Below are 15,155 nucleotides of genomic sequence, written 5' to 3'. Positions count from 1 at the left end.
CGGCTACATACCGGCGATCAGCTTCTCCACCCGGTCGTCCACGGAACGGAACGGGTCCTTGCAGAGCACCGTGCGCTGTGCCTGGTCGTTGAGCTTGAGATGCACCCAGTCGACGGTGAAGTCCCGGCGCTGCTCCTGGGCCCTGCGGATGAAGTCGCCGCGCAGCCGCGCCCTGGTGGTCTGCGGGGGCACGGACTTGCCCTCGAAGATCTTGAGATCGTTGCAGATCCGGGCGGCCTGGCCGCGCTTCTCCAGCAGGTAGTAGAGGCCCCGGCGGCGGTGGATGTCGTGGTAGGCGAGATCTATCTGGGCGACCCGCGGATGCGACATCGTCATATTGTGCTTGGCCCGGTACCGCTCGATGAGCTGGTACTTCATCACCCAGTCGATCTCGGTGGAGATACGGTCGAGGTCCTCCTCCTCGATCGCGTCGAGCGTGCGGCCCCACAGTTCCAGCACCTGGTCGACCGTGCCGGTGCGGATGCCCCGGCGCTCCACGAAGTCCACGGCCTTCTCGTAGTACTCCCGCTGGACCTCCAGCGCGGAGGCCTCCCGGCCGCTGGCCAGCCGCACCTTGCGCTGGCCGGTGAGGTCATGGCTGACCTCACGGATCGCCCGGATCGGGTTCTCCAGGGTGAGGTCCCGCATCACGGTGCCCGCCTCGATCATGCGCAGCACGAGATCGGTGGCGCCGACCTTGAGCAGCATGGTCGTCTCGGACATGTTGGAGTCGCCGACGATGACATGGAGCCTGCGGTAGCGCTCCGCGTCCGCGTGCGGCTCGTCACGGGTGTTGATGATCGGACGGGAGCGGGTGGTGGCGGAGCTGACGCCCTCCCAGATGTGCTCGGCGCGCTGGCTGACGCAGTAGACCGCGCCCCGAGGGGTCTGGAGCACCTTGCCGGCGCCGCAGAGGAGCTGCCTGGTGACGAGGAAGGGGATGAGGATGTCCGCGAGCCGGGAGAACTCTCCATGGCGGGCGACGAGATAGTTCTCGTGGCAGCCGTAGGAGTTTCCCGCCGAGTCGGTGTTGTTCTTGAAGAGATAGACGTCGCCCGCGATTCCCTCCTCGTGCAGGCGGCGTTCGGCGTCGACGAGCAGGCCTTCGAGAATGCGCTCGCCCGCTTTGTCGTGGGTGACCAGCTCGGTCACATTGTCACATTCCGGAGTTGCGTATTCCGGATGCGAACCCACGTCGAGGTAGAGACGGGCGCCGTTCCGCAGGAAGACATTGCTGCTGCGGCCCCATGAGACAACACGGCGGAAGAGGTAGCGCGCCACTTCGTCAGGTGACAGTCGGCGCTGTCCCCTGAACGTGCACGTGACGCCGTACTCGTTCTCCAGCCCGAAAATGCGGCGGTCCATGTCTGAACATTACGCCTGATGACCAGAGCTGAAACCGGGTTCGGCCGCTCCGCCTTGATCTGTTTCCGTCCGGATGGTGGCATCGGCGCTCCGCTCGGGAGCGGCGAGCACCCGCTGTGTGGCCAGCAGTACCAGCAGAGCGGCGACACCTCCGGCCCCCGCGACCGCGAAGCTCGCGGAGGTGCCGCCCAGTTCCACGGCGGGCCCCGCCGCCGCCGTGCCGAGCGCGGAACCGACCCCGATGGTGGTGACCAGCCAGGAGAACGCCTCGGTGACGGTGCCGCGCGGCGCGTGCCGGTCGACGACGATGAAGGCGCAGGCGATCGCGGGCGCGAGGAAGATCCCGGCGACGGCGGCCAGAGCCGTCATCGCGGGCACACCGGGCGTGAGTGTCAGCGGCAGATAGCAGAGAGCCAGCAGGAGGACGATGGCACGCAGCCGCCGCTCCGGGGTGCCGGTCCACTGCCGGGCCCCGTACACCGAGCCGCCCACCAGCGCGCCGAGGCCGAGCGCGGCCATCAGCCAGCCGTAGACGGACTCCCGGCCCTGGTCGTCGGCGTAGGCGACGCCCGCGACGGTGATCGAGCCGAGAGCTGTCCCGACGAAGAGGAACGCGCCCAGCAGGGCCAGCAGACCCGGCGAGCGCAGGGCGCCGAGCCAGTGCGCCTCACGGGGCGCCGAGCGCCAGGCGCGGGAGGGCGCGGAGAGGACGACGGAGAGCGCGCCGAGCACCCCGATCGCGTTGACGACCAGCAGCGCGATGGCCGGTGACCAGAGCGCGACCAGCAGGGTGACCAGCAGCGGGCCGACGGTGAACATGATCTCCTGCGCCACCGCGTCCATGGCGTAGGCCCGGTGCACCCGCTCCTCACCACCGAGGACATCGGGCCACAGGGCCCGCAGCCCGCCCTCCAGCGGCGGGGTGAACAGTCCCGCGACCACGACGGCGCCGTACGCGAGCAGCGGGGAGCCGGTCCCGGCCATGACGAGCAGCACCGCGCCGAGCGCGGAGACCACGGCGGCGGGGAGCTGCACCCGGGGCTGGCCGTACAGATCCACCGCCCGGCCGAGCAGCGGCTGTCCGACGGCGTTGGAGACCCCGTACACCGCCGCGAGCGCGCCGGCGAGGCTGTAGCTGCCGCCGCCGCCCCGGACGAGCAGTACGACGGCGATGGGACCCGTGGCGTTCGGCAGCCGGCCCACGAGTGTGCCGGCGAGCAGCCGGGCGGCGTGCGGCGCCTTGAGGATGTCCACGTAGCCGGTGGCCATGGGCCGCCCCTTCTCTCGCCCGGTCGCACCGGGGTTTTACGTATAACGTCGGCGTCATACGTACCATGTGGCCAGTCCGCGGGTCCACTGCCGGCGCCTTGGCGGACGGGACCCGCCTGACGAGCGCGACGGAGAACGGTAGCCATGACAGAGCAGCCCGCCAGGCCCACCAGCAGGGATGTGGCGCGGACCGCGGGTGTGTCCCAGGCCACGGTGTCCCTGGTCCTCGGGGACAAGTGGCGGGGCAGGGTCTCCGAGCGGACCGCCGGGCTCGTACGGGACGCGGCGCACGCGCTCGGCTACCGGCCCAATCTCGCCGCCCGCAATCTCCGCCTCGGTACGACCAGGACCGCGCTCCTGGTCGTACCCGCGCTCACCAACGAGTTCTTCGCCCGGGTCTACACCGGCGCGGCCCGGGTGGCCGCCGAGCACGGCTTCGGGGTCGTCCTCTACCCCTCACCCGCCGGGGTGGGGCCCGCCCGGGACCCCTTCGCCTCGGCGCGGGCCGCGCTGGACGGGGTGATCGCCTCCTCGATGGCGACGGAGGCGCTGGACGCGATCCGGGGCGCGGATCTGCCGCTGGTGATGCTCGACAGCGATCCGGCGGCCCCCGGTGCCGCCGCCCGGGTGAATCTCGACATCGCCGACGGCTTCCGGCAGGTGGCCGCGCATCTGCTCGGCCTCGGCCACCGGCGGCTGCTCCATCTCGCCGCCTCGGTGCCCTCCTGGACCTTCGACATACGGGCCGAGGCGCTGGCCGAAGCGGTACGGGGGGTGCCGGACGCGGTCGTACGGGCGGTGTCGGCGCCCCTGGAGGTCGGCGCCGCGCGGGCCGCCGTCGAGCACGCCCTCGCCGCCCCCGGTCCCCGGCCCACGGCGCTGATCTGCGACGACGACATCCTGGCCGTGGGGGCCTGCAAGGCGCTGCGGCGCCTCGGTCTGCGGGTGCCGGAGGACATCTCGGTCACCGGCTTCGACGATCTGGCGCTCGCGACGGCGATCGAACCGGAGCTGACCACGGTGAGACTGCCGGCCGAGCGGGTCGGTGAGCGGGGTATGACGGCGCTGCTGACGGTCCTGGACGGCCGGCGCCCGGAACCCGGTGATCTGCCGGTCTCGCTGGTGGTCCGGGCCTCCACCGCGCCCCCGCCCCCCGACGCCTGACCTGCCCGTGCCCCGGGCCGCGTGGGCGGGCCGGGGCACGGGCAAAGCCGATTCCGGGTCGAATTGCTCCGGACGGGCTACTTCTCGGTGCTGTCGTCCGGCTTCCCGGCGTCCTTCTTGCCGCTGTCCGTGGACGTGTCCGCCGCCGGGGACGCGGCGCCGTCCGGCTCCTCCGTGTCCGAAGGGGCGTCCGTCGGGGTGGAGGCCGCGCCGTCCGCGTCCAGCAGCCGGGAGAGCTGCCGGCCGACGATCCTCTTGAACTTGCGCTGCTGCGGTCGCGTACGGTCCAGGACCGCCACTTCCAGCCGCTCCGCGGGGATCTCCCGCTCGCCGCCGTTGGTGTCCCTGGACAGTGCCTGGACGGCCAGCTTCAGCGCCTCCGCGAGCGACATGCCCTCGCGGTGCCGCTGGTCGAGATACGTACTGATCTGCTCCGAGCTGCCGCCCACCGCGACCGAGCCGTGCTCGTCCACGATCGACCCGTCGTGCGGCAGCCGGTAGATCTGGTCGCCGTCCGGTGTCGCGCCCACCTCGGCGACGACCAGCTCCACCTCGTAGGGCTTCTCACCGGCGCTGGAGAAGATCGTGCCCAGTGTCTGCGCGTAGACATTGGCGAGACCACGGGCCGTGACATCGTCGCGGTCATAGGTGTATCCGCGCAGATCGGCGTAGCGCACACCGCCGATGCGCAGATTCTCGTACTCGTTGTACTTGCCGGCCGCCGCGAACCCGATCCGGTCGTAGATCTCGCTGAACTTGTGCAGCGCGCGGGACGGGTTCTCGCCGACGAAGACGATGCCGTCGGCGTACTGAAGCACAACCAGGCTGCGACCACGGGCGATGCCCTTGCGCGCGTACTCCGCCCGGTCGGCCATGGCCTGCTGGGGTGAGACATAGAACGGCGTCGACACCGGCTATCCGTCCCTTTCTGTCAGTGGCGTGTTTGTTCAGAAGAGGGCGGCGTCAGAGCAGCGCGGCGCGCGGGCCGTCGGGCTGCTCCAGCCGGCGCTCAAGGATCGAACGGGCGATCTCCGAGGATTCCTCGTCCGTCAGCCTCCGGAAGCCCTCGTCCGTGATGATCGTGACGATCGGATAGATCCGGCGCGCCACATCGGGGCCGCCCGTCGCCGAGTCGTCGTCCGCGGCGTCGTACAGCGCCTGGATGACCAGGGTGGTGGCCTGCTGTTCGGTCAGGTCCTCGCGGTAGAGCTTCTTCATCGCACCACGGGCGAAGATCGAGCCGGAGCCGGTGGACGCGAAGCCCGACTCCTCGGACCGGCCGCCCGTCACGTCGTACGAGAAGATCCGGCCCTTGCCGCGGTCCACGTCCCAGCCGGCGAAGAGCGGGACGACGGCCAGGCCCTGCATGGCCATGGCGAGATTGCTGCGGATCATCGTGGAGAGCCGGTTGGCCTTGCCCTCCAGGGAGAGCTGGGCGCCTTCGACCTTCTCGAAGTGCTCCAGTTCGAGCTGGAAGAGCTTGACCATCTCCACGGCGAGACCGGCGGTGCCGGCGATACCCACGGCCGAGTACTCGTCGGCCGGGAAGACCTTCTCGATGTCGCGCTGCGCGATCATGTTCCCCATGGTCGCCCGCCGGTCACCGGCGAGCACCACCCCGCCGGGGAAGGTCGTCGCGACGATCGTCGTACCGTGCGGGGCCTCGATGGCACCCTGCAGGGGCGGCAGCGAACGCTTGCCAGGCAGCATGTCCGGCGAGTGGTGGGACAGGAAGTCCATGAACGAGGACGAGCCGGGCGTCAGGAAGGCTGCCGGCAGACGCCCGGTGCTACGAGGGTTGGCTTCCACACGTTTCCTTCCGGATGGGCGGCGGCCCGCCGCTCGGGCCGGGCCGATCTTTGAATCTGTGCACGGACCTTACCCGCGCCGTCGCCTGTCATCCGTCCCGGTGCTACCGGCTTTCGCCGACGGCCCGGGACGGACAACGGCCTTTACTGGCCGCCCTTTTGCACGAAGGACCGCACGAAGTCCTCTGCGTTCTCCTCGAGCACGTCGTCGATTTCGTCCAGGACGGAGTCCACATCGTCGGACAGCTTCTCCTGGCGCTCCTTGAGGTCCTCGGAAGCCTGGGCCTCCTGGGCCTGCTCCTCGGTCTCCTCCGTGGAACGCGTCGCCTTCTGCTGGCCGCCGCCGGTGTCCTTGGTCGCCATATCCCTCACCCCGCTCGGTTTCGCCCCGCTCGATGTGACCTTCAAGATCAGACCCTACAAGGAGGGTCCGACATCGGCCCCGCAGTTGCTACAACGTCCGGGTACCACCCCGATCATTCCCGGACCGCCGCTGTTTCAGCCGCCGGACAGCACCCGGACCAGCTCCTCGGCCGTGCGGCACCGGTCGAGCAGCTCCTTGACGTGGTTGCGTGTACCGCGCAGCGGCTCCAGGGTGGGAACCCGTTGCAGTGAGTCACGGCCGGGCAGATCGAAGATGACCGAGTCCCAGGAGGCCGCCGCCACGTCGTCCGCGTACTGCTCCAGACAGCGCCCGCGGAAGTACGCCCTGGTGTCCTCAGGAGGCTTCGTCCTGGCCCGTTCGACATCCTGCTCGTCCAAGAGGCGGCTGATCCTGCCCCGGGCCGCCAGACGGTTGTACAGGCCCTTCTCGGGGCGTACGTCCGCGTACTGGAGGTCCACGAGGTGCAGCCGGGCCGCGTCCCAGTCCAGGCCGTCGCGCCGGCGGTAGCCCTCCAGGATCTCCCGCTTGGTGATCCAGTCCAGCTCGCCGGAGAGACTCATCGGATCGTTCTCCAGCCGGTTGAGCGTGTCCTCCCAGCGCCCCAGCACATCCCTGGTCTGCGCGTCCGCGTCGGCGCCGTACCGCTCCTCGACATACTTCCTGGCCAGCTCGTAGTACTCCATCTGGAGCTGGACGGCGGTGAGCGTCCGGCCGCTGCGGAGCGTGACCAGCCGGCCGAGCGTCGGGTCGTGCGAGACCTGGTGCAGCGTACGGACCGGCTGGTCGACGGCGAGATCGACGTTGATGAAACCGTCCTCGATCATGGACAGGACGAGCGAGGTCGTGCCGAGCTTGAGATAGGTGGAGATCTCCGACAGATTCGCGTCGCCGATGATCACATGCAGCCTGCGGTACTTCTCCGCGTCGGAGTGCGGCTCGTCGCGGGTGTTGATGATGGGGCGCTTGAGGGTCGTCTCCAGCCCGACCTCGACCTCGAAGTAGTCCGCCCGCTGGCTGATCTGGAAGCCGTGCTCATGGCCGTCCTGGCCGATACCGACCCGGCCCGCGCCGGTGACGACCTGCCGTGAGACGAAGAACGGTGTGAGGTGGCGCACGATGTCCGAGAACGGGGTCTCCCGCTTCATCAGGTAGTTCTCGTGCGTGCCGTAGGACGCGCCCTTGTTGTCGGTGTTGTTCTTGTACAGATGGATCGGCTGGGCGCCGGGAAGCTGGGCCGCGCGCTCGGCGGCCTCGGCCATGATCCGCTCGCCGGCCTTGTCCCAGAGGACGGCGTCCCGCGGGTTGGTGATCTCGGGAGAGCTGTACTCCGGGTGGGCGTGGTCGACATACAGCCGGGCGCCGTTGGTGAGGATCACATTGGCCAGCCCGATGTCCTCGTCGGTGAGCTGGCTGGAATCGGCCGTCTCGCGGGCGAGGTCGAAGCCACGGGCGTCCCGCAGCGGATTCTCCTCCTCGAAGTCCCAGCGGGCCCGCCGAGCGCGGTGCATCGCCGCCGCGTAGGCGTTCACGATCTGGGACGAGGTGAGCATGGCATTGGCGTTCGGGTGCCCCGGGACGGAGATCCCGTACTCCGTCTCGATGCCCATTACTCGCCGTACGGTCATGCGGCCCTCCTTGCCCGGCGGCGCTCCCCTCCGGAAGCGGCGCTCAAGTACCGCTCTTCCTCCGGTGCGTGTGCGGTGCCCGGCTCCGGGCGCCGCCACGCGGCGGTACGAAAGAGCCTAGAACGCCTCCGCGCCGGTGGGGAGATCATTTCCGTCATTGGCCTGGTGTGGTGGAAGGTGCGTGGAAAGCAACCGGCTGCGGATGCCCTTCCGGACATCCGCAGCCGGTCTGCGTCTGCGCTTTACAGGTACTGACCGGTGTTGGCCACCGTGTCGATGGAGCGCCCGGTGTCCGCGCCCTGCTTTCCGGTGACCAGGGTGCGGATGAAGACGATCCGCTCGCCCTTCTTGCCGGAGATACGGGCCCAGTCGTCGGGGTTCGTGGTGTTCGGCAGGTCCTCGTTCTCCTTGAACTCGTCCACGCAAGCCTGGAGGAGATGGGAGACCCGGAGGCCCTTCTGGTTGTGGTCGAGGAAGGCCTTGATGGCCATCTTCTTGGCCCGGTCGACAATGTTCTGGATCATCGCGCCGGAGTTGAAGTCCTTGAAATAGAGGACTTCCTTGTCGCCGTTGGCGTATGTCACCTCGAGGAAGCGGTTCTCCTCGGACTCCGCGTACATCTGCTCGACCACGGACTGGATCATTCCGTGCGCCGCGGCCTCCTTGGAGCCGTTGTGCTCGGAGATGTCGTCCGAGTGCAGGGGCAGCGTGGCCGTCAGATACTTCGCGAAGATGTCCTTCGCGGCCTCCGCGTCCGGACGCTCGATCTTGATCTTCACATCGAGCCGGCCGGGCCGCAGGATCGCGGGGTCGATCATGTCCTCCCGGTTGGAGGCACCGATGACGATGACGTTCTCCAGGCCCTCCACACCGTCGATCTCGGCGAGGAGCTGCGGGACGATGGTGTTCTCCACGTCCGAGCTGACACCGGAGCCGCGGGTGCGGAAGAGGGATTCCATCTCGTCGAAGAAGACGATGACGGGAGTGCCCTCGCTCGCCTTCTCCCGGGCACGCTGGAAGACCAGGCGGATGTGCCGCTCGGTCTCACCGACGTACTTGTTCAGCAACTCCGGACCCTTGATGTTGAGGAAGTAGCTCTTCCCCGCGGGCCTTCCGGTCACCTCGGCGACCTTCTTGGCAAGGGAGTTGGCCACGGCCTTGGCGATCAGTGTCTTGCCGCAGCCGGGCGGGCCGTAGAGCAGGATGCCCTTCGGCGGACGCAGTTCGTGCTCCTTGAAGAGATCCGGGTGGAGATACGGGAGCTCCACCGCGTCGCGGATCATCTCGATCTGGCCGCCGAGACCGCCGATCTTGTCGTAGTCGACGTCCGGGACCTCTTCGAGGACCAGTTCCTCGACCTCGCTCTTGGGGACCACTTCGTAGACATAGCCGGAGCGGGGTTCGAGCAGCAGGGCGTCGCCGGGGCGGATGGTGATGTCCAGCAACGGCTCCGCGAGCCGCACCACCCGTTCCTCGTCGGTGTGCCCGACCACCAGGGCGCGCTCGCCGTCCTCAAGGATCTCCTTGAGGGTGACGATGTCCCCGGCACGCTCGTACGCCATGGCCTCGACCACGTTGAGCGCCTCGTTGAGCATGACTTCCTGGCCGCGCCTGAGCTCGTCGAGTTCGACGCTGGGGCTCACATTCACCCGGAGCTTGCGGCCCCCGGTGAAGATATCGGCCGTGCCGTCCTCATTCGCCTGCAGAAACACACCGAAGCCGGCCGGCGGCTGTGCGAGCCGGTCGACCTCCTCCTTGAGGGCCACGATCTGGTCGCGGGCCTCACGCAGCGTATTGGCGAGCCGCTCATTCTGCGCGGACACACCCGCCAGGTTCGTCTGCAACTCGACGATCCGCTCTTCGAGAATCCTCGTGTGACGCGGAGAGTCGGCGAGCTTTCGTCGCAGGACGGCGATTTCCTGCTCGAGATAGGCAACCTGGCCGGCTGGGTCTTCAGACCCCCGCCCCGGCCGGATGCCGCGGTTGATGTCGTCGTCGTGGGCTGCCACGGTCCTCACCTCCTCCAAGGGGAGCTGGACGCTTCCTGACCCTACCTGGGTGGGTGATGATTGAAACCCCTAGATCACAAAGACTGTGGGGTGTGTCCGATCTTCACCCTTGCGCTCTTCCCTCACGCCAGGGGAATACCCACCCAGGAACATCGGAAAGCTGTCGGTTGTATCGTCGAAGTGTTCAACACCCGTCAGGGCTTGCGCGACTTACTTAACAACGCCCCGTCCGGCGGGGCAAACGGCAGGAGAGACAACCGTGCAGCAGCAGGCTCCCACCGAAGGCGTCACCGAGACCGGTGAGCCTCTCGAGGTCTGGATCGACCAGGACCTCTGCACCGGGGACGGGATCTGTGCCCAGTATGCTCCTGAGGTCTTCGAGCTGGACATCGACGGGCTCGCGTATGTGAAGAGCCCCGAGGACGAGCTGCTCCAGGCCCCGGGCGCCACAACACGGGTTCCGCTGCCGCTGCTGCGTGATGTCGTCGACTCGGCCAAGGAGTGTCCGGGCGACTGTATTCATGTACGTCGCGTTTCGGACAGGGTAGAGGTTTACGGGCCCGACGCGGAATAAGCGGACCTCACCGGAGGCCCTGGGCGACCTGGCGTGAGCGGTCACACACTCTGCGCTTCGGGCCTCTCCGCGCGTACGAACGCGCCGTTCTCCCACCGCCAGGAGACCCGCTCCTCCTCGTCGGGGCAGCAGCTCGGCACATCGGGTCCGGAGTAGCCGAGCAGGGTGGCGAGAATCACACCGTCACGGATCTCGAAGTCGGGTCCGACGTTCCGCTTGTCCTTCGGGTCGACCAGTGTCGCCACGATCCTCGGCTCCGCCTCCGCGGCTCTGGTCAGCACGTAAACACCTTGCGGCGGCGTACCCGAGCCCGCCTCGCAGTGCACCACGGCCACGGTCTCGGGATTCCGGTCACCGTCGAGATCGCCGGAGGCCTGCCGTACGACCACCGTGCCCGCTCCCCCGCACTCCAGCGGGTAGTCCACCCCGGCCGGATCGGGGGCGGGCAGCGGTACCTCGCCGGATGACGTCCTCACGGGCTTGGAGCCGGCCTGGGACGCGGTCGCGGCACCGGGCTGCAGCAGACCCGCCAGAGCCACCACACCGGCCATCGCGGCGGCCGTCGCGAGCCAGTGCATCGGGTGGGGCCGGGTGTGCGCGAGGTCCGGTACGTCGGAGATCTGCACGCGGAGTGTCTCCTGTGAAAGGGGGGTGCCGGCGAGTAACCAACGGTGGGAGGGAGACAGCATCGTGCCACACGTCACAGAGAGGCGGAACAGGGGGGTCCGTAAGGCGAACGCAAAGACGGAGCCGCCGACTTCCCCTTCCCGAAGGGGGAACTCGGCGGCGTCACGGTCATGTTGATGGAAGCCTTCCGGTCAACGCGGGCCAGGGATCAGCCGCGTGAACCGCTGGTGCTCCCCGGGCCGTCGTAGTCGTCCCCGTACGCGCCCTTGGCGGGCCTGCGACGGCGCAGCGGCGGCTCGACACCGTCCGCGAGCCGACGGGCGGTCACGAGAAAGCCGGTGTGGCCGATCATGCGGTGGTCCGGGCGGACGGCCAGGCCCTCGACATGCCAGTTGCGGATCATCGACTCCCAGGCGGCCGGCTCGTTGAACGTGCCGAACTCCCGGATCGTCTCGACCGTGCGGGCGAGCTGAGTGGTCGTCGCGACATAGGCGCAGAGGATGCCGCCGGGCACGAGCGCCTTGGAGACGGCCTCGACACACTCCCAGGGGGCGAGCATGTCCAGAATGACCCGGTCGACATCCGTGTCCGACAGATTGTCCTGGAGGTCACCGACCGTCAGCTCCCAGGCGGGATGGGGACCGCCGAAGTAGCGCTCCACATTCTGCTGGGCGATCTCGGCGAAGTCCTGGCGGCGCTCGTAGGAGTGCAGCATGCCCTGGTCACCAATGACACGCAGCAGAAAGCTGCTGAGCGAGCCGGAGCCCACACCCGCCTCGACGACGCGCGCGCCGGGGAAGATGTCGGCGAAGGCCAGGATCTGGCCGGCGTCCTTCGGATAGACCACGGCGGCGCCGCGGGGCATGGACAGGACATAGTCGGGGAGCAGGGGGCGCAGCGCGAGGTAGGCGACGTTTCCCGTGGTACGGACAACACTGCCCTCGGGAGCACCGATCAGCTCGTCGTGCGGGAAGGACCCTTTATGGGTGTGGAAGTTCTTCCCGGCTTCGAGCGTGAACGTGTAGTGGCGTCCCTTGGGGTCGGTGAGCTGAACCTGGTCCCCGACCTTGAAGGGGCCGCGTCTACGGGCGGCACCGGTCGGTTCGGACATGCTCCCACCTTAGTGCCTCTTTTTTTGAGGCTCGGTTCGCCTCCGGGCGCTCTGTGCCACTGTCGACGGTCGACCGTGCTCGCCCCCTCGTACCTCGGGGCCTGCGCGCGCTCTCCCTTTCGACAGCGGCGCGCCCTTCGGCTCACTCGCCGGCGGCCGTGCGGGGCCGGGACGTGTCCGCGCCCCAGGGGCGGCCGAGGGCGCCCGGAACGCGGGCAGGGTCCGCCGGGGAGCTACTGGGGGCGGGCCATCGCGGAGACGAAGGCTCGTTCCACGTCCGCCGTCGACAGGACTCCGTAGATCGCGCCGGACTCCTCCAGCACCAGATACTCCGTCGCGGGATTCGCCCTGAGCCGGTCCAGGAGCGCCTCGCCCGCCAGTTCCGCGGGGACCTTCATGCCCTCCGTGAGGTCCTGCGCGAGTCCGCTCACCGCGACCCAGGGGCGGCGGTGCTGCGGTACGCCGACGATCGCGGACTCCCGTACCAGGCCCGTCGGATCGCCCTTGCCGTCGACGACGACCAGCGCGCGGGCCCCCGCCTCGTTGGCGCGGCGCAGGGCCTCGGACAGGGGGGTGCTGGACTCGACGGGGACCGCGCGGCGGGTCAGCGCGCGGGCCTGGAGCTCGGGCAGGTGCTCGCGGAGCCGGGCCATCCGGAGGCTGTTGCCCGCGCCGGTCCAGATGATCGCGGCCAGGATCGCGGCGAGCAGCGCGTCGGTGACCGTCTCCATGCCGCTGACCTGGGTCGCCGACGTACCGAGCGCTCCCGTCTGGGTGAGCAGCGGGAGACCGATGAGGACCGCGACGGCGAGGCCGCGGCCGACCCAGGCGGCGGCCACGGTGCCGCTCATCGGCTTGCCGGTGATCTTCCAGACGACCGCGCGCAGCATCCGGCCGCCGTCGAGTGGAAGGCCGGGCAGCAGATTGAAGGCGGCGACGATCAAATTGGAGACCATCAGACCGGCGAGCAGGACACCGGGGACCGTACCGGCCTCCACGGCCAGCAGACCGAGGTAGAAGACCCCGGCGAGCACCAGTGAGAGCAGCGGGCCCACGAAGGCCAGCACGAACTCACGGCCCGGCGTATCGGACTCCTTCTCGATCTCCGAGACGCCGCCGAAGAACTGGAGCTGGATACGGCGCACCGGCAGCTTGAAGCGCAGCGCGGCGACGGTATGGGCCAGTTCATGGACGAGTACGGAAGCGTAGAAGGCGACCGCGAAGAAGAGGGAGACCAGATATCTGAGCCCGCCCAGCTCGGGCAGGACCCGGTCGAGCTGGCCGCCGAAGATCCAGGTGATGAGCGCGGCCACCAGGAACCAGCTCGGGGCGACATAGACAGGCACACCGAAGGGACGGCCCATGAGGATGCCGCCACCGGGGTCTTCGCGCTTCGACGGCTTCCCGTCGGGACCCGTGTTCCCGTCGCCGGGCCGCGGCCGCCTGCTCTCGCCGCTCTCGTCGTCCTCTTTCACGGGTTCCCTTCGTTTGCGGCAGCGTCGCTCGCTCGATCATGCGGTGCGAGTGGCTCTGTAGTCGATGGTATTCGGATCGCTGTCGGTGTCGGGTCATAGGGTCTGCGTCATGAGTACGAGCCTGCCGCCCTCCTCACTGTCTCCGTCGCGTGCGAGCGACTTCATGCAGTGCCCCCTGCTGTACCGGTTCCGGGTGATCGACAAGCTGCCGGAGAAGCCGAGCGAGGCGGCCACCCGCGGCACGCTGGTGCACGCCGTGCTGGAGCGGCTCTTCGACGCGCCCGCGGTGGAGCGCACGGCGCCGCACGCCAAGGCTCTGATCCCCGGCCAGTGGGACCGGCTGCTGGAGTCCCGGCCCGAGCTGAGTGAGCTGTTCGCGCAGGACACGGAGGGCGAGCGGCTGACGCGCTGGCTCGGCCAGGCGGAGGAGTTGGTGGAGCGGTGGTTCTCGCTGGAGGACCCGACGCGTCTGGAGCCCGCGGAGCGTGAGCTGTTCGTCGAGACGGAGCTGGAGTCGGGGCTGCGGCTGCGCGGGGTGATCGACCGGGTCGATGTGGCGCCGACGGGTGAGGTGCGGATCGTCGACTACAAGACGGGCAAGGCGCCCCGCCCCGAGTACGCGGAGGGGGCGCTGTTCCAGATGACGTTCTACGCCCTGGTGATCTGGCGGCTGAAGCGGGTGATGCCGCGCCGGCTCCAGCTCGTCTATCTGGGCAGCGGTGAAGTGGTGACGTACGACCCGGTGGAGGCGGATCTGAAGCGGGTGGAGCGCAAGCTGCTGGCGCTGTGGGACGCGATCAGGGAGGCCACCGAGTCCGGCGACTGGCGGCCCCGGCCGACCAAGCTCTGCGGCTGGTGTGATCACCAGGCCTTCTGTCCGGAATTCGGCGGTACGCCTCCCGTGTATCCGCTGAGTGTGCGGCTCGCGGAGGGGGCGGAAGGAAGCGTGTAACGCGGTTCACGCCCGGCGGAGTCGCGCGGGGGCGGTCAGGGCAGAATGGGGCCGCCCTAGTGAAGGAGTTCCCCGTGACTGTCCGCGTCCTGCTGGTCGACGACCAGCCGCTGCTGCGCACCGGCTTCCGGATGATCCTGGAGGCCGAACAGGACATCGCGGTCGTCGGCGAGGCCGGGGACGGCCTCCAGGCCATCGACCAGGTCCGCGCGCTCCAGCCCGATGTGGTGCTGATGGACATCCGGATGCCCCGGATGGACGGGGTCGAGGCGACCCGTCAGATCACCGGACCGGGGCGGGACGGCCCGGCGAAGGTGCTCGTCCTGACCACCTTCGACCTCGACGAGTACGTGGTGGAGGCGCTGCGCGCCGGGGCCAGCGGCTTCCTCCTCAAGGACGCCCCCGCCAATGAACTGGTGCAGGCGATCCGGGTGGTCGCGGCCGGTGAGGCGATGCTGGCGCCGAGCATCACACGCCGGCTGCTCGACAAGTACGCGGACCATCTGCCCTCCGGCGAGGAGCCGGTGCCCGACACCCTGCACACCCTCACCGAGCGTGAGGTCGAGGTGCTCAAGCTGGTGGCGCGCGGACTGTCGAACGCGGAGATCGCCGCGGATCTCTTCGTCAGCGAGACCACCGTCAAGACGCATGTGGGCCATGTACTGACCAAGCTCGGGCTGCGTGACCGGGTGCAGGCGGCGGTGTACGCGTACGAGAGCGGGCTGGTGCGCCCCGGCGCCCAGTAGCGGTACATGGGCCCGGTGGCGGCGGCGTGGCCCCCGGCGGACGCA

The 15,155-nt window shown here is 69.0% G+C and carries 14 protein-coding genes; 4 read left to right on the top strand and 10 right to left on the bottom strand.

Annotation, left to right across the window (positions count from 1 at the left end):
• Positions 1–3: 3 nt before the first annotated feature.
• Both pafA and OG214_RS30975 read right to left on the bottom strand, forming a co-directional pair.
• Positions 4–1,365: a Pup--protein ligase gene (gene pafA / locus OG214_RS30980; protein ID WP_363084303.1), complete on the bottom strand. Its 1,362-nt coding sequence runs from the start codon at positions 1,363–1,365 to the stop codon at positions 4–6.
• A 9-nt stretch (positions 1,366–1,374) separates the two neighbouring features.
• Positions 1,375–2,634 carry an MFS transporter gene (locus OG214_RS30975; protein WP_363084302.1) on the bottom strand — a complete coding sequence of 420 codons (1,260 nt, stop codon included), beginning with the start codon at positions 2,632–2,634 and terminating at the stop codon, positions 1,375–1,377.
• A gap of 144 nt (positions 2,635–2,778) precedes the next feature.
• Here OG214_RS30975 and OG214_RS30970 point away from each other — a divergent pair, with 144 nt between their 5' ends.
• Positions 2,779–3,798, top strand: a complete 1,020-nt coding sequence (locus tag OG214_RS30970) for a LacI family DNA-binding transcriptional regulator (protein WP_405986579.1) — start codon at positions 2,779–2,781, stop codon at positions 3,796–3,798.
• Positions 3,799–3,875: 77 nt separating this feature from the next.
• Here OG214_RS30970 and prcA read toward each other — a convergent pair whose 3' ends face one another.
• The 5 genes from prcA to arc all read right to left on the bottom strand — a co-directional run bounded on the left by prcA (position 3,876) and on the right by arc (position 9,625).
• The gene (gene prcA, locus OG214_RS30965; RefSeq protein ID WP_382849201.1) at positions 3,876–4,709 is read right to left on the bottom strand and encodes a proteasome subunit alpha; all 834 of its coding nucleotides are present in this window, start codon (positions 4,707–4,709) and stop codon (positions 3,876–3,878) included.
• 52 nt (positions 4,710–4,761) lie between these two features.
• Complete coding sequence (prcB, locus tag OG214_RS30960; RefSeq protein ID WP_363084299.1) at positions 4,762–5,607, bottom strand: proteasome subunit beta; 846 nt, start codon at positions 5,605–5,607, stop codon at positions 4,762–4,764.
• A gap of 143 nt (positions 5,608–5,750) precedes the next feature.
• Positions 5,751–5,969, bottom strand: a complete 219-nt coding sequence (locus OG214_RS30955) for a ubiquitin-like protein Pup (RefSeq protein WP_030754525.1) — start codon at positions 5,967–5,969, stop codon at positions 5,751–5,753.
• Between the two features lie 135 nt (positions 5,970–6,104).
• Complete coding sequence (gene dop / locus OG214_RS30950; RefSeq protein WP_363084298.1) at positions 6,105–7,616, bottom strand: depupylase/deamidase Dop; 1,512 nt, start codon at positions 7,614–7,616, stop codon at positions 6,105–6,107.
• 242 nt (positions 7,617–7,858) lie between these two features.
• Positions 7,859–9,625 carry a proteasome ATPase gene (arc, locus tag OG214_RS30945; protein WP_363085833.1) on the bottom strand — a complete coding sequence of 589 codons (1,767 nt, stop codon included), beginning with the start codon at positions 9,623–9,625 and terminating at the stop codon, positions 7,859–7,861.
• 259 nt (positions 9,626–9,884) lie between these two features.
• Here arc and OG214_RS30940 point away from each other — a divergent pair, with 259 nt between their 5' ends.
• Positions 9,885–10,199, top strand: a complete 315-nt coding sequence (locus OG214_RS30940) for a ferredoxin (protein ID WP_363085832.1) — start codon at positions 9,885–9,887, stop codon at positions 10,197–10,199.
• Between the two features lie 41 nt (positions 10,200–10,240).
• Here OG214_RS30940 and OG214_RS30935 read toward each other — a convergent pair whose 3' ends face one another.
• The 3 genes from OG214_RS30935 to OG214_RS30925 all read right to left on the bottom strand — a co-directional run bounded on the left by OG214_RS30935 (position 10,241) and on the right by OG214_RS30925 (position 13,412).
• The gene (locus OG214_RS30935) at positions 10,241–10,825 is read right to left on the bottom strand and encodes a hypothetical protein (RefSeq protein WP_363085831.1); all 585 of its coding nucleotides are present in this window, start codon (positions 10,823–10,825) and stop codon (positions 10,241–10,243) included.
• Positions 10,826–11,034: 209 nt separating this feature from the next.
• The gene (locus OG214_RS30930) at positions 11,035–11,937 is read right to left on the bottom strand and encodes a tRNA (adenine-N1)-methyltransferase (protein ID WP_066957079.1); all 903 of its coding nucleotides are present in this window, start codon (positions 11,935–11,937) and stop codon (positions 11,035–11,037) included.
• A gap of 233 nt (positions 11,938–12,170) precedes the next feature.
• Positions 12,171–13,412, bottom strand: coding sequence for a site-2 protease family protein (locus tag OG214_RS30925; protein WP_363086055.1), 1,242 nt, complete (start codon positions 13,410–13,412; stop codon positions 12,171–12,173).
• Positions 13,413–13,476: 64 nt separating this feature from the next.
• Between OG214_RS30925 and OG214_RS30920 the strand changes: the two genes are divergently transcribed.
• On the top strand, positions 13,477–14,364 hold the full coding sequence (locus OG214_RS30920) for a RecB family exonuclease (RefSeq protein WP_405986578.1): 888 nt from the start codon (positions 13,477–13,479) through the stop codon (positions 14,362–14,364).
• 74 nt (positions 14,365–14,438) lie between these two features.
• Entirely contained in the window at positions 14,439–15,110 is a 672-nt protein-coding gene (locus OG214_RS30915; protein WP_046498782.1) for a response regulator transcription factor, read from the top strand.
• Positions 15,111–15,155 lie beyond the last annotated feature (45 nt).

The organism is Streptomyces sp. NBC_00872, from assembly GCF_045161915.1.
Classification (GTDB): Bacteria; Actinomycetota; Actinomycetes; order Streptomycetales; family Streptomycetaceae; genus Streptomyces.
The sequence above is the reverse complement of the archived record's forward strand: the minus strand, read 5'-3'. Positions and strand labels throughout refer to the sequence as shown.

Coding starts and splice junctions, on each gene's coding strand:
- OG214_RS30970 (WP_405986579.1), top strand. CDS start 2,779: ATGACAGAGCAGCCCGCCAGGCCCACCAGCAGGGATGTGGCGCGGACC.
- OG214_RS30975 (WP_363084302.1), bottom strand. CDS start 2,634: ATGGCCACCGGCTACGTGGACATCCTCAAGGCGCCGCACGCCGCCCGG.
- OG214_RS30920 (WP_405986578.1), top strand. CDS start 13,477: ATGGTATTCGGATCGCTGTCGGTGTCGGGTCATAGGGTCTGCGTCATG.
- dop (WP_363084298.1), bottom strand. CDS start 7,616: ATGACCGTACGGCGAGTAATGGGCATCGAGACGGAGTACGGGATCTCC.
- OG214_RS30930 (WP_066957079.1), bottom strand. CDS start 11,937: ATGTCCGAACCGACCGGTGCCGCCCGTAGACGCGGCCCCTTCAAGGTC.
- OG214_RS30955 (WP_030754525.1), bottom strand. CDS start 5,969: ATGGCGACCAAGGACACCGGCGGCGGCCAGCAGAAGGCGACGCGTTCC.
- pafA (WP_363084303.1), bottom strand. CDS start 1,365: ATGGACCGCCGCATTTTCGGGCTGGAGAACGAGTACGGCGTCACGTGC.